General features: G+C 68.2%; 14 protein-coding genes and 1 tRNA gene. 7 read left to right on the top strand and 8 right to left on the bottom strand.

All coding sequences use genetic code 11. The features are described from left to right. Positions 1–8: 8 nt before the first annotated feature. The 4 genes from AC07WJ_RS03430 to AC07WJ_RS03415 form a co-directional block, all read right to left on the bottom strand. Positions 9–707 carry an RNA-binding protein gene (locus AC07WJ_RS03430; protein WP_494933117.1) on the bottom strand — a complete coding sequence of 233 codons (699 nt, stop codon included), beginning with the start codon at positions 705–707 and terminating at the stop codon, positions 9–11. 20 nt (positions 708–727) lie between these two features. Continuing rightward, entirely contained in the window at positions 728–2,311 is a 1,584-nt protein-coding gene (gene nusA / locus AC07WJ_RS03425) for a transcription termination factor NusA (RefSeq protein WP_494933116.1), read from the bottom strand. Positions 2,312–2,324: 13 nt separating this feature from the next. Next, a complete protein-coding gene (gene rimP / locus AC07WJ_RS03420) occupies positions 2,325–3,089 on the bottom strand; it encodes a ribosome maturation factor RimP (RefSeq protein WP_494933115.1) in 765 nt (254 codons plus the stop codon). A 209-nt stretch (positions 3,090–3,298) separates the two neighbouring features. Next, positions 3,299–3,718, bottom strand: a complete 420-nt coding sequence (locus AC07WJ_RS03415; protein WP_494933114.1) for a TIGR02300 family protein — start codon at positions 3,716–3,718, stop codon at positions 3,299–3,301. Between the two features lie 152 nt (positions 3,719–3,870). On the opposite strand from AC07WJ_RS03415, the gene aroA reads away from it, so the two are divergent. The 3 genes from aroA to AC07WJ_RS03400 are packed head-to-tail and all read left to right on the top strand — an operon-like array spanning position 3,871 to position 6,181. Beyond that, on the top strand, positions 3,871–5,187 hold the full coding sequence (aroA, locus tag AC07WJ_RS03410; RefSeq protein WP_494933826.1) for a 3-phosphoshikimate 1-carboxyvinyltransferase: 1,317 nt from the start codon (positions 3,871–3,873) through the stop codon (positions 5,185–5,187). Then, the gene (gene cmk, locus AC07WJ_RS03405) at positions 5,184–5,819 is read left to right on the top strand and encodes a (d)CMP kinase (RefSeq protein ID WP_494933113.1); all 636 of its coding nucleotides are present in this window, start codon (positions 5,184–5,186) and stop codon (positions 5,817–5,819) included. The genes aroA and cmk overlap by 4 nt, the downstream gene beginning before the upstream one ends. Beyond that, a complete protein-coding gene (locus AC07WJ_RS03400; protein WP_136959981.1) occupies positions 5,816–6,181 on the top strand; it encodes a helix-turn-helix domain-containing protein in 366 nt (121 codons plus the stop codon). The genes cmk and AC07WJ_RS03400 overlap by 4 nt, the downstream gene beginning before the upstream one ends. Here the strand turns inward: AC07WJ_RS03400 and AC07WJ_RS03395 are convergent. Continuing rightward, complete coding sequence (locus AC07WJ_RS03395; protein ID WP_494933825.1) at positions 6,178–6,879, bottom strand: class I SAM-dependent methyltransferase; 702 nt, start codon at positions 6,877–6,879, stop codon at positions 6,178–6,180. The two genes, AC07WJ_RS03400 and AC07WJ_RS03395, sit on opposite strands and share 4 nt — an antisense overlap. 147 nt (positions 6,880–7,026) lie before the next feature. Here AC07WJ_RS03395 and gloB point away from each other — a divergent pair, with 147 nt between their 5' ends. After that, positions 7,027–7,794, top strand: a complete 768-nt coding sequence (gene gloB / locus AC07WJ_RS03390) for a hydroxyacylglutathione hydrolase (RefSeq protein ID WP_494933112.1) — start codon at positions 7,027–7,029, stop codon at positions 7,792–7,794. Between the two features lie 27 nt (positions 7,795–7,821). On the opposite strand, the gene AC07WJ_RS03385 is transcribed toward gloB, so the two are convergent. Beyond that, on the bottom strand, positions 7,822–8,070 hold the full coding sequence (locus AC07WJ_RS03385; RefSeq protein WP_494933824.1) for a DUF1674 domain-containing protein: 249 nt from the start codon (positions 8,068–8,070) through the stop codon (positions 7,822–7,824). Between the two features lie 86 nt (positions 8,071–8,156). Between AC07WJ_RS03385 and AC07WJ_RS03380 the strand changes: the two genes are divergently transcribed. Together AC07WJ_RS03380 and AC07WJ_RS03375 are read left to right on the top strand one after the other, a co-directional pair. After that, positions 8,157–8,241: transfer RNA gene (locus AC07WJ_RS03380), tRNA-Leu, on the top strand. 419 nt (positions 8,242–8,660) lie between these two features. After that, complete coding sequence (locus AC07WJ_RS03375) at positions 8,661–9,542, top strand: aminoglycoside phosphotransferase family protein (RefSeq protein ID WP_494933111.1); 882 nt, start codon at positions 8,661–8,663, stop codon at positions 9,540–9,542. Positions 9,543–9,553: 11 nt separating this feature from the next. On the opposite strand, the gene AC07WJ_RS03370 is transcribed toward AC07WJ_RS03375, so the two are convergent. Both AC07WJ_RS03370 and AC07WJ_RS03365 read right to left on the bottom strand, forming a co-directional pair. After that, entirely contained in the window at positions 9,554–11,152 is a 1,599-nt protein-coding gene (locus tag AC07WJ_RS03370) for a class I adenylate-forming enzyme family protein (protein ID WP_494933110.1), read from the bottom strand. Between the two features lie 11 nt (positions 11,153–11,163). Then, a complete protein-coding gene (locus AC07WJ_RS03365; RefSeq protein ID WP_494933109.1) occupies positions 11,164–11,871 on the bottom strand; it encodes a glutathione S-transferase N-terminal domain-containing protein in 708 nt (235 codons plus the stop codon). Between the two features lie 69 nt (positions 11,872–11,940). On the opposite strand from AC07WJ_RS03365, the gene AC07WJ_RS03360 reads away from it, so the two are divergent. After that, positions 11,941–12,516 carry a winged helix DNA-binding protein gene (locus tag AC07WJ_RS03360; protein WP_494933108.1) on the top strand — a complete coding sequence of 192 codons (576 nt, stop codon included), beginning with the start codon at positions 11,941–11,943 and terminating at the stop codon, positions 12,514–12,516. Positions 12,517–12,522: the final 6 nt, after the last annotated feature.

Raw genomic sequence — 12,522 nt, 5'->3', positions numbered from 1 at the left:
CTGGGAATTCAGTGTTTCGGCTCGTTGACGGAAGCCGGAGATGCTCCGCCGGTCAGGTCACCGGTGCGGAAAACCTCGAGGGCCGTGCAGCGCGCGAGAAAATTTGAGCTCGGCCCGCCGGCGAGCAGCGCTGCATGTACCACATTCATGCGCCCCAATGCCAAATCCAATTGCGTCGAGGTGAACAAGGCGACGCGCGGCAGCGCTTCGTCTTCCTCATCGCGGCTGCGATGGACGGCCTGGGCCATTTTCCTGACCCCGTCGTCGCCGGCATCGGTGGCATGGACGAGGCCGGCAATATGGGTCTTGAAGATCGCCGCGTCTACCTTGGCGAAGCCGGTCACCACTGCGCCCGCCTTGTTGGCCAGCGACAGGGCTTCGAGCGCCTGGCTTTCCAGCAGGCGATCGATCAGATCGGGCAACGCGGGCGAAACCGTCACCTCGCGCTTGAAGGCGCGGGCGAACAGCTTGCGCCTGATCGCCTCGGCCAGCGCCGCGCGGGTCGGCGTCAGCCAGGCGCCGCGGCCGGGCAGGCGCGCCTTCAGGTCCGCCACCACGGCCCCGTCGGGGCCGACGACGAAGCGCATCAGCCGGTCCGGCGACGCCGCCTGCCGATTGACGATGCAGGTGCGCTCCGCCTCGCGGCGGCGAACCAAAGGTCCGCCGTCGAGGAACAGCTCATCCATATCGTCGCTCGCCGTCATCATGGCTCGTGCTGATCCGAGGCTCAGGCCTCGGCCTCCTCGTGAACCGGCTCTTCGGCAGGCGCCTCGATCCAGCCCGCCTTGACGCGAGCCGACATGATCATGGCCTCGGCCTCGTCCTTCGACAGTTCGAAACCATCGAGGAAACCGGCATGCTTGGTGGTCTGGCCGTCCTTGCGCTCCGACCAGCCGACGAGGTCGTCCGGCACGCAGCCGGCGAAGTCCTCGAGCGACTTCACGTCGTTCTCGCCGAGCTTGACCATCATGGCCGAGGTCATGCCGTCGACCTGGCGCAGGTCGTCGGCGACGCCCAGCGCCTTGCGCTTGGCATCATGCTCGGCCTCGATCTTGGCAATATAGTCGAGCGCGCGGCGCTGCAGCTCCTGGGCGGTCTCTTCGTCGAAACCTTCGATGCCGGCGAGATCGTTGAGGTCGACATAGGCGACCTCCTCGACGGTGCGGAAGCCTTCCGAGGTGAGCAGCTGGCCGACGACCTCGTCGACATCGAGCGAGGCCATGAACAGCTTGGTGCGGGCTTCGAACTCGGCCTGGCGGCGTTCGCTCTCTTCCTGCTCGGTCAGGATGTCGATATCCCAGCCGGTCAGCTGCGAGGCGAGCCGGACGTTCTGGCCGCGCCGGCCGATGGCCAGCGACAGCTGCGGATCCGGCACGACCACCTCGATGCGCTCGCGGTCCTCGTCGAGCACGACCTTGGCGACTTCCGCCGGCGCCAGCGCATTGACCACGAAGGTGGCAATGTCGGGATTCCAGGGAATGATGTCGACCTTCTCGCCCTGCAGTTCGGCAACCACCGCCTGGACACGCGAACCGCGCATGCCGACGCAGGCGCCGACCGGATCGATCGACGAATCGCGCGACACCACCGCGATCTTGGCGCGCGAGCCGGGGTCGCGGGCGACCGCCTTGATCTCGACGATGCCGTCATAGATCTCGGGCACTTCCTGGCCGAACAGCTTGGCCATGAACTGCGGATGGGTGCGCGACAGGAAAATCTGCGGGCCGCGCTGCTCGCGGCGCACGTCGAACAGATAGGCCCGCACGCGATCGCCGTTGCGGAACATTTCGCGCGGGATCAGCTCGTCGCGGCGGATGATGCCTTCGCCGCGGCCGAGATCGACGACCACATTGCCGTATTCGACCCGGCGAACCAGGCCGTTGACGATCTCGCCGACCCGATCCTTGTATTCGTCGAACTGCCGGTCGCGCTCGGCCTCGCGCACCTTCTGCACGATGACCTGCTTGGCCGACTGGGCGGCGATGCGGCCGAAATCGAAGGGCGGCAGGGTCTCGGCGATCCAGTCGCCCGGCTGGGCGGCCGGATTGCGCCGGCGGGCGTCCTCGGTGGCGATCTGGGTGGCGAGGTTCTCGACGAGATCGACGACCAGAAGCAGGCGTGACAGGCGGATCTCGCCAGTCTTGCCGTTGATCTCGGCGCGCACTTCGGTCTCTTGGCCATAGCGCGAGCGCGCCGCCTTCTGGATCGCGTCCTCCATGGCTTCGAGCACGATTTGCCGGTCGATCTGTTTCTCACGAGCGACGGCATCGGCGATCTGAAGCAATTCGAGGCGGTTGGCTGAGACGGCCATGTCTGTCTCCCCTTTAGCGGGTCGGCTTTGGTTTGGCGTGACGGCCCGGGCCTTTCGGCTTCGGACCTCGGGGCCCGCCGGTGGTCCGGCCGGGCTTCAATTTCTTCGGAACCGGCGTCGTCTTGACCGGACGCGGGGTCACCGGGCGAACCACGACGAACGCGTCCGACGGATCGTTTTCATTGTCCGGCTCGGGCAGTTCGAAACCGTCCTCGCCGTCCTCCCCGTCGTCGTCTTCGTCGAAGTCCTCGTCGTCTTCCATCGACCGGCCGGCGGCCTTGGCCCGGCGCAGGGCTTCGCGAATGAGATCGTCGGTCAGGATCAGCCGGGCTTCGCCGATCTCTTCGATGGGCAGAACCACGTCCGGGGCTTCATCCCCCTTCACGTCGGTGCGCTTCAGGCGTGCGCCGGTTCCGGCCGAGCCTTCGACGATGCCGCGGAAACGCTTGCGGCCATCCTGGGCCACGGCCATTTCGATGCGCGCTTCGTAACCGGCCCACCGGTCGAAATCGCCGGCGCGAACCAGCGGCCGATCAATGCCCGGCGACGACATTTCCAGATTATAGGCCTCGACGATCGGATCTTCCACATCGAGCACCGGCGACAGCGCGCGGCTGGCCGCCTCGCAATCGTCGATGGTGAAGCTGCCGTCCGGACGTTCGGCCATGATCTGCAAGGTCGAGCCGCCGCCGCTGGCACCCGACACGCGCACGCGCACCAGCCGGAAGCCCAGGCCTTCCAGGACGGGCTCCACGATGGCTGCAACCCGTGCGGCCATTCCGGTTTCGACGATCAGGCGCGGATCTTCCGCCGACAATAGCAACTCCAACCAACAGCAGACTTCAGAAACAAAAAGAGCGGGCCCCCGGGGGAACCCACTCTCACGATCGCGTCCAGCGGACGTTATGAGATGACCTAAGTCGGCCTTTCACATACGCCCGATCAGCAACTTTCGCAAGAGGCGCCGGATGGCGCCCCGGGGTTGCGTCACTGCTCGTCGTCGGTCTCGATGCCGTCCCCGATCAGATCGGTGACATCGTCGCCCTCGTCCTCGTCTTCCTCGAGGAAGGTATCGTCGTCGGCACCGTCGTCCTCGACCTCGACGTCGAGTTCGTCGTCTTCGACCGCCGCGACCTTGCCGGGCGCCGCCGCCTCGTCGTCGGCCTCTTCCAGGCTGACGAGTTCGACGTCGGTGTTTTCGAGTTCGCCGTCCTCGTCCTCGGCCACGGCCGGCTTGGCGGCGGCGGCCGCCGCGGCCGCGGCGCCACGCCGGGTGGTCGGCTCGAAGATGACGCGCTGCAGCACTTCGCCGGTATAGGGCGAAACGATGGGGTCGCGGTTCAGATCATAGAACTTCTTGCCCGTGGTCGGGCAGATGCGCTTCACGCCGAGTTCCGGTCTCGCCAAAGCGGGCTCCTTACACAATCCAGGGCTTCTCTTGAAGGGCGGTCAGTTGGGCCCACGAACTCCGCTTGTCAAGAGGGATGAAGCGCGGGATAGAGCGCATTCGTCCGTTTTGTCAGCGTAGGAAGCCCGTCGTGAGCGCCACCGAAACCAAGATGCCGATGACATCAAGCCGAGGCAAGGCCCTTGCCGGCACCTTGACGGTTCCCGGCGACAAGTCGATCTCGCACCGTGCCCTGATGTTCGGCCTCCTGACCGTCGGCGAGACCCGCATCACCGGCCTGCTCGAGGGCGAGGACGTGATCAACACGGCCAAGGCCTGCCGGGCGCTGGGCGCGAAGGTCGAGCGCACCGGCCCGGGCGCCTGGACCGTTCACGGCGTCGGCGTCGGCGGGCTGGTCCAGCCGGCCGAAGCGCTCGATTTCGGCAATTCCGGAACCGGCTGCCGCCTGATGATGGGTGTCGTCGGTTGCCATCCGATCCAGGCGACCTTCGACGGCGATGCCTCGCTGCGCAAGCGGCCGATGCGGCGCGCCCTCGATCCGCTGGAACTGTTCGGCGTCCGGGTCGTCGCCCAGGGCGAAGGCGGCCGCCTGCCGATCACCATCGAGGGACCGAAAGACGCCGTGCCGGTGGTCTACGAATCGCCGGTCGCCTCCGCCCAGGTCAAATCGGCCGTGCTGCTGGCCGGGCTCAACGCACCGGGCGTCACCAGCGTCATCGAGAAGGAAGCCACCCGCGACCATACCGAGCGCATGCTGAGCCATTTCGGCGCCAGCGTGACAGTGACGCCGCACGGCGCGCACGGCCGCCGCATCGACCTCGTCGGCCAGCCCGAGCTGAAGCCGGCGCCGGTGGTGGTGCCGGCCGACCCGTCCTCCGCCGCCTTCCCGCTGGTCGCCGCGGCCATCGTTCCCGGCTCCGACGTGACCATTACCGGCGTGATGATGAACACCCTGCGCACCGGCCTGATCACCACCCTGATCGAAATGGGCGCCTCGATCGAAAAGCTCAACCCGCGGATCGAATCGGGCGAGGATATCGCCGATTTGCGCGTGCGCGGCTCCAGCCTGACCGGCGTCGACGTGCCGGCCCATCGCGCGCCGGCGATGATCGACGAATATCCGGTGCTGGCGGTGGCGGCAGCCTTCGCCCAGGGCACCACGCGCATGCGTGGGCTGCATGAATTGCGGGTCAAGGAATCCGATCGCCTGGCGGCGGTCGCCGACGGCCTCGCTGCGGCCGGCGTCGACCATTCCATCGAAGGCGACGACCTGATCGTGCGCGGCACCGGCCGGGCGCCGGGCGGCGGCATGGTCGCGACCCATATGGACCATCGCATCGCCATGAGCTTCCTGGTCATGGGCCTGGCGACCGACCAGCCGATGAGCGTCGACGACACCGGCTTCATCGTCACCAGCTTCCCCGATTTCGTACCGCTGATGCGCCAGCTCGGGGCCGATTTCGCATGATCGTCGCGATCGACGGACCGGCCGCCTCCGGCAAGGGCACATTGGCGCGGCGGCTGGCCGCCCATTACGGCCTGCCGCATCTCGATACCGGCCTGATCTATCGCGGCGTCGGCCGCATCATGGTCGATCGCGGCTTTCCGCTCGACAATGTCGAGATCGCCACGGCCATTGCCGAAAATCTCGACCTCGCCGACCTCGATCCCGAACGGTTGCGCACCAAGGATGCCGGCGAGGCGGCCTCCGTCGTCGCCGCCCATGCACCGGTGCGCAAGGCGCTGGTCGACCTGCAGCGCGCCTTCGCGACGCAGGCCGGCGGCGCCGTGCTCGACGGCCGCGACATCGGCACGGTGATCGCGCCGGAGGCCGAGGCCAAGCTGTTCATCACCGCGAGCGCCGAGGAGCGCGCCCGCCGCCGCTTCAAGGAACTGGTCGGGCGCGGCGAGATCGCCGAGACGCCGGCCGGCTATGACGAGGTGCTCGCCGATATCCGCAAGCGCGACGCCCGCGATTCCGGCCGGGCGGCGGCACCGCTCCTGGTTGCCGCCGACGCCGTCACCATCGACACCACGGCGCTCGGCATTGAGGACGCCTTCGCCGCGGCCCTCGCCGCGGTCGAGGCGCGCCGCCGATGACCCCGTTCGGCGCCCGGGTTCGCCAGTTGCGCGAGGCCAAGGGCGCAACCCTCACCGCCATGGCGGAGACCATCGGCGTCTCCGCCGCCTATCTCTCGGCGCTCGAGCATGGCAAGCGCGGCCGGCCGAGCTGGTATCTGGTCCAGCGCATCATCGCCTATTTCGGCATCATCTGGGACGAGGCGGAGGAGCTCGCCAAGCTCGCCGAGATCTCGCATCCGCGCATCGTCATCGACACGTCGGGCCTGTCGCCGCAGGCGACCGAGCTCGCCAATCTGCTCGCCCGCCGCATCGGCCTGCTCGCCGACGAGGAGATCGCCGAATTGCTCTTCGTGCTGAAGTCGAAGCTGCCCGGGCGCTAAATGTCCTGGTCCCGGTGCGCCTGGCGCACCGCCGGGCTCGGCCGCAGTGCCGGCTTGAAGATCTGGATCGACCGTTCGCGCCGGATCGGCGCCGGCTTGTAGACCTGCTTGGTCGCCTCCACCAGATGGACCCCGGCGAATGGCAGCGACAGGGCCGAACCCAGCCGCTCCCAGGCCCCGGCCGAGCCGAGGACCAGCGATTTGCGGATCGGCGGCACCCACAGCGCTTGGCTCCAGGCCACCGGCGTGAACGAACTTTCGCGCATCAGCTCGGTCAGCTGGCTCGATGAATAGGGCCGGCCCTGGCCGAACGGGGTGGTGTCGCGCTGGGCCCAGAGCCCGCGCCGGTTCGGCACCACCGCGAGCACCCGGCCGCCGGCGGCGAGCACGCGCCAGACCTCGCCGAGCAGCGCCTGCACGTCGTTCGAGACTTCCAGGCCGTGCACGATCATCACCCGGTCGACCGCCGCGTCGGCGAGCGGCAGGCGGTCGTCCTCGACAAGGGCCGCCTTGCTCGGCCGCGCGGTCGGCCAGTGGATCACCCCCTGGCGCGCCGGCATGAAGGCGAGCGAGCGCTCGGCATCCTCGCGGAACAGGCCGAGATAAGGCGTGCAATAACCCAGGCCCACCATGGTCATGCCGCGGGCGCTCGGCCAATGGGTCTGGATGGCGTGGTTGACCATGCGCCGGGCGACCATGCCGAGCGACGAGGAATAAAAGGCACGCAGATCGACGACGTCGGACACTTTTGCTCAGGACTTTCGGTTCAGCCCTGCCGAGAATGGATTGGCAGAAGCCGGCGGGCAATGACATAACGCCGCGAGGATGAACGCCGGGAGAATATCATGGCCGCCGAGATCCACCTCTTCACCTGCCTCGACGACAATTTCGGCGTGCTGATGCACGACCCCGCCACCGGCGCCACCGCCGCCATCGACGTGCCCGACGCCGAGCCGGTGCTGGCCGCGGCCGCCGCCAAGGGCTGGACCATCACCCACATCCTGGTGACCCATCACCATGGCGATCACGTCCAGGGCATTCCCATGGTCAAGGACGCGACCCGCGCCCGGGTCATCGCCAATGCCGCCGATGCCCATCGCATTCCCCTGGTCGACGAGACCGTGCTGCCCGGCGGCACCGCCCGCTTCGGCTCGTTCGCCGCCGATGTCATCGACACGCCCGGCCATACGGTTGGCCATGTCGCCTATCACTTCGGTTCGGAAAAGGTGCTGTTTTCCGGCGACACCCTGTTCTCGCTCGGCTGCGGCCGGCTGTTCGAGGGCACGCCGGCGCAGATGTGGGCCTCGCTCCAGGCACTCAGCCTGCTGCCGGCCGACACCCGGGTCTATTGCGGCCACGAATATACCGCTTCCAATGCCCGCTTTTCACTCGCCGTCGACCCCGGCAATGCCGCGCTGAAAGCCCGCGCCGACGAGGTGACACGCCTGCGCGCGGCCAACCAGCCGACCTTGCCGACGACGATCGGGCGGGAACTGGAAACCAATCCGTTCCTGCGCGCCGCCGATCCCGCGATCGCGGCGCATCTGGGCCTTGCCGGCGCGACGCCGCTCGTGGTCTTCACCGAGCTGCGCGAGCGCAAGAACAAAGCCTGAAGCGGAATGGCGGTCCGCGGCGTCCGGTCAGAAATCGACCGCGATGCCGCCGACCTCCCAATCGTCGTAACGCACCGGATCGGCGCCGCCACGGCCGTGCAATTCGGGGTTCTTGGCGAGTTCGGCCGCCTTGGCCTCCAGCGCCGCGCGCCGTTCCGCGGCTTCCGCGAGCGCGCGCTTGGCCGCCTCGCTCAGCACCTTGGTCGGCGCGTCACGCGTCAAGGTCGAGGGTTGCGCGACCGCGACCGCGGTCGAAAAGGTCGGCTTGTCGTTCATCCCGTGGGAGAAACGCCCGGCGCCCAACAAAGTCAAGCCGCTGCCGTTGACCGGCGGGCGCGGCTGGCTATAGTCCGCCCCGCGTTGCCCCTATGGCGGAATTGGTAGACGCGCTCGACTCAAAATCGAGTTCCGCAAGGAGTGCTGGTTCGATTCCGGCTAGGGGCACCACCAAACCAATAGCGTGAATTGCTGCCGGGCTTGATCGGCGAGATCGCGACGGCCGGAAAGCCCGGGCGGTCTGGTGTGGCCCTGCCCCACCAAAGGTCGCTCATCGCTCCAGAGCCCACCGGTGGATGCGCCTGGGCAGGTAACCTGCGTTGAATGCTCGACGGACCGGGAGGCGGTGTGCCGAAACCGATCGGTCGCCTCTGCGCCCGACGTAAGGTGAAAGCGGATATCCGCTCGTGCCGTTCGAGGCTTGTCCGCCGGCCACCGGGATTGGCGGCTCCCCGCCGACCCGCGGCAAATGAGGCAGTGCGTCTTGCGATCGGGCCACGCGCGCCCAACTGCTGACAACATCGGAGGCATGGCCTCTTCGACAGCAATCGAGGCGGCCGACACGGCCGCCCCACAGCACGAGACCGAGCATGCAACCGAAGACCACTGCCGGCGGCACGGGCCCGGCAACCGCCGCCCCCATCTTCCCCGACGATTGGGACATCGCCCAGGCGGAACTCTTCACCGAGACTTTTTCCAGCCGGATCTGGACGGTCCGGCTCGGCGACGGGCGCATGGCGGTGGTCAAGGACCTCAAGCCGATCAAGGACGTGCAGGACGGCTTGAACGGGGCGCATTACCTGGCCTGGCGCGACGGTATCGGCGCGATCCGGCTGCTCGGCCTCGACGGGCACCGCATGCTGCTCGAACATGCCGGCGATCGGCCGCTGTCGCAGGAAATCGCCGCGCAGGGCGACGGCGTCGCCACCGCTATCGCCGCCGAGGTGATGGCGCGGCTCCTGGCGCCGCCGGTGGACGGCTGGCCCGCCCATCTGCCGCCGCTCAGGCAGCGTTTCGCCGGCCTGTTCGCCAAGGCCAGGGCCGACGACGCTGCCGGGGCGAAAAGCCTTTACGTCGAGGCGGCCCGGCTCGCCGACGAGTTGCTCGCCAACCCGCACGACGTGCGGCCGCTGCATGGCGACCTGCATCACGACAACATCATGCAGGGGCCGCGCGGCTGGCTGGTGATCGATCCGATCGGGGTCGTCGGCGATCCCGGCTTCGATGCCGCCAACATGTTCTATAACCCGCTCGACCGCGACGATCTCTGCGGCGATCCGGCACGCATAGCCGCCATGGCCGAGAGCTTCTCCAGCGTGCTCGGCCAGAGCCCGCGCCGCCTGCTCGACCATGGCCTGGCCTATGGCTGCCTGTCGGCCTCCTGGCATGCCGAGGACGCCAACAAACCGGACGAGGAGCGTGAGCTGGCGGTCGCTCTCGCGATCCGCGCGGTGCGCGACCGCAGCTTCTGAAGTGGCATCAATCAGTCGGCTAAGCGCCTTGCGAGCTCGGCCTTCCTGATCTTGCGCGTCGGGGTCATCGGCATCTCGTCGATCACCTCCAGCCGTTCCGGCCATTTGGTCTTGGCGATATCGTGACCGGCGAGCCAGGCCTTGATCGTGTCGAGGTCGATCGTCGCTCCGGCCCTCACGACGACGAAACAGCAGGCGCGCTCGCCCAGCACCGGATCCGGCATCGGCACGATGGCGCAGAGCTCGACGGCCGGATGCTCGGCGATGACGGCTTCGACATCGGCCGGGTTGAACTTGACACCGCCGCGATTGATCACCTCTTTCGAACGTCCGGTGATCCGCAGATTGCCCTCCGCATCCAGCCGCGCGAGATCGCCGGTGCGAAACCAGCCGTCGCCGGCAAAGGCGTCGGCGCTCGCCTGTGGATTGTCGAGATAGCCTGCGAAGACCGAGACGCCGCGCACCTGCAATTCGCCCTCCGTGTCGGCCGGCAGGCAGCCGCCGTCATCGGTCACCCGCAGTTCGGTGCCCGGGCTCGCGCGCCCGGCCGTCGTCAGGCGCACCGCCTCGCTGTCGCCGGGCCGGGTGAAGGCACCGGCCTGCAGCTCACTCATGCCCCAGAGCTGGCAGACCTTGCCCGCGGGCATCAGCTCCTGCAGGGCCTGCGCCAGCTCCGGCGGACAGGCGCTGCCCGAGATCAGCACGAAACGCAGCGACGCGAGCCTGGCCGGTGTCAGCAATCCTTCGTTGCGGCAGGCCGCGACATGGGCCGGCGCAACGAACAGGCCCGTAGGCTTGAAGCCGTCGAGCGCGGCCGCGAGCCCGCCCGGCGTGAAGGCCGGCAGGACCGCCGTGGCGGCGCCGGCCGAAAGCGCCAGATTGATCGAGAACAGGCCATAGAGATGGGTGAACGGGGCCGCCGACAGCAATGTCGCCGTGCTGTCGATACCGAGCTCGGCGGCGCTCAGCCGGGCATTGGCGAGGAACTTGGCATAGGGGATCGGCACGCCCTTCGGCGCGGCGGTCGTGCCGGATGTGTAGAGCAAGGCGAAGCGGTCGCCGGGTGCCGGTCGTTCCGCGATCGATCCGCCCGGGCCATCGCCGAGGCCCTCGAAGGGGATGGTCCCGGGCGGCCCGCCGGGCCCGACCGCGATGACCAGCCGAAGCGCGGGCAGCCCTTGCCGCAAGGCCTGCACCGTTTCCGCCGGGCTGAAATCCTTGGCCCGCGCCAGGCAGACCACCGCCTTGGCCTGCGCATGCCGGAGCAGCGGTTCGATCTCGGCCGCCCGATAGGGCATGTGGATGGTCTGGAAGACGGCACCGATATAGCCGGCGGCGAGATAGGACAGAAGGAATGCGAGACCGTTCGGCAATTGCGCGGCGATGACATCGCCCTTGCCGAGCCCATGGGCGCGCAAGGCGGCCGCCAAGGCGAGCGCGCGCTCATGCAGTGCGGCGTAAGACATCAGGCCATGCGGTCCGGCACAAGCCGGCGCGCCGCCCCCGGCGCCGGCATGGCGGTCCATCCAGTCCCGCAAGGTATCCGGGACCGGTCCCGGCGCGACGATCCCGCTTGCGATACCAGCCGGAATGTTCGTCGCGTCGGTCACGCTGGTTCTCCTCAGGCGCCGGCCGCGCCGCCGGCGCGTGGCGCTTCGCCCCGCGCCAGCCCGCCAAACAGGTCGAGCATGGCCTCCCGCCAGCTGTTGAGCCGGTCCGCCGGCTCCAGCACCGGGAAGGCGCTGACGATGCGGGCCCACTGAAACAGGCTGAACAGGATGTAGTCGGCATAGGCGGGCTGGGCGCCGCACAGGAAGGGCTGGTCGCGCAAGGTCGCCCTGACCGGGTCGAGCAGCTTGCGAAAGCCCTGGATATCGGTCTCGCGCTGGCCGGCAAGGTCTTCCAGCGGCCGGCCGAAGGCCCGCTCGATCTGACCGCGAAGATGACGTCCGTCGCCGCCGTCGACGATGCCGATGACGTCGATCATCAGGAGCGGCACCAGTTTCGGGATCAGCACCCGGTCGGCGAAGGAATTGACGAACCGGCCGAGGCCATGGCCGACCGGGCCGCCGAACAGGCTCGGCCGATCGCCGTAACGGCGCTCCAGATATTCGGCGATCGTCCAGGAATCGGCGACGACCTCGTCGCCATCGACCAGGATCGGAACCTTGACCTGGCCGCTGAAGGCGATCGCCGGCTTGTCGCTGACCGCCACCGCGCGGATCTCGGCATCGAGACCCTTATGCGCCAGGGCCAGACGCGTGCGCCAGGAAAACTGGCTGTAGCGCCGCCCGTCCAATCCCGCCAGTTCGTAGAGGACCAAGGCCATGGCAAATCAGCCGCGCTAGTGCTTAATTCAAGACTTATTCTACGTCGCACTTTCAGCGAGTCAATCAGCATGGCCCCTCGCCGACCCGGCCCCGCCGCAGCCGTTCAGAGCCCGACCCGTGCGACGCGCCGGACCGTGCCGCCGGCCCCGCCGCATCTGGCGCGCACCGATCACGAAGCCGCCGTCACCGAATTCGAACAGGCGCTGATCTGCGCGGGCGAAGCCTTTTTCCGCTTCGCCGGCGCCCTGCTCGGCCCGGAGGCGCGCGCCCACAACCTGTCGGGCCAGGACTGCGTCATTCTGCAGCAGCTGGTCACGGCGGGAGAGCCGAGCCGGATCGCCGACCTCCTGCGTTTCGCCAACCGGGAGGACGTTTCCAATGTGCAGTACAGCCTCAGGAAACTGATCAAGGCCGGCTTCGTCCGCCAGGTCAAAGGCAGCACCAATCGCGACACCGCCTATGCCGTCACCGACGAGGGCATCCAGGTGACCTCGCGGCTGGTGGCCGCGCGCCATGAGCTCCTGATGCGCCCGACCCGTGAGATCGCCGGCCTCGACAGCCAGTTGCAGGCCATCACCACGGCGCTCGGCCTGCTGACCGGCCTCTATGATCACGGCACCCGGGTGCTGGTCGGGCGGCGCTAGCAGCCC

Source organism: Phreatobacter sp. GW821-FHT04C01 (assembly GCF_059420385.1).
This window is presented reverse-complemented; position numbering and strand designations above follow the sequence as displayed.

Excerpts from the sequence above, each read along its gene's own strand:
- AC07WJ_RS03365 (WP_494933109.1), bottom strand. The coding sequence starts at position 11,871 with ATGGCCTTGGTCCTCTACGAACTGGCGGGATTGGACGGGCGGCGCTAC.
- AC07WJ_RS03400 (WP_136959981.1), top strand. The coding sequence starts at position 5,816 with ATGACCCCGTTCGGCGCCCGGGTTCGCCAGTTGCGCGAGGCCAAGGGC.
- AC07WJ_RS03360 (WP_494933108.1), top strand. The coding sequence starts at position 11,941 with ATGGCCCCTCGCCGACCCGGCCCCGCCGCAGCCGTTCAGAGCCCGACC.
- AC07WJ_RS03430 (WP_494933117.1), bottom strand. The coding sequence starts at position 707 with ATGATGACGGCGAGCGACGATATGGATGAGCTGTTCCTCGACGGCGGA.
- gloB (WP_494933112.1), top strand. The coding sequence starts at position 7,027 with ATGGCCGCCGAGATCCACCTCTTCACCTGCCTCGACGACAATTTCGGC.
- AC07WJ_RS03385 (WP_494933824.1), bottom strand. The coding sequence starts at position 8,070 with ATGAACGACAAGCCGACCTTTTCGACCGCGGTCGCGGTCGCGCAACCC.
- rimP (WP_494933115.1), bottom strand. The coding sequence starts at position 3,089 with ATGGCCGCACGGGTTGCAGCCATCGTGGAGCCCGTCCTGGAAGGCCTG.
- cmk (WP_494933113.1), top strand. The coding sequence starts at position 5,184 with ATGATCGTCGCGATCGACGGACCGGCCGCCTCCGGCAAGGGCACATTG.
- nusA (WP_494933116.1), bottom strand. The coding sequence starts at position 2,311 with ATGGCCGTCTCAGCCAACCGCCTCGAATTGCTTCAGATCGCCGATGCC.
- AC07WJ_RS03395 (WP_494933825.1), bottom strand. The coding sequence starts at position 6,879 with ATGGTCGCCCGGCGCATGGTCAACCACGCCATCCAGACCCATTGGCCG.
- AC07WJ_RS03375 (WP_494933111.1), top strand. The coding sequence starts at position 8,661 with ATGCAACCGAAGACCACTGCCGGCGGCACGGGCCCGGCAACCGCCGCC.
- aroA (WP_494933826.1), top strand. The coding sequence starts at position 3,871 with ATGCCGATGACATCAAGCCGAGGCAAGGCCCTTGCCGGCACCTTGACG.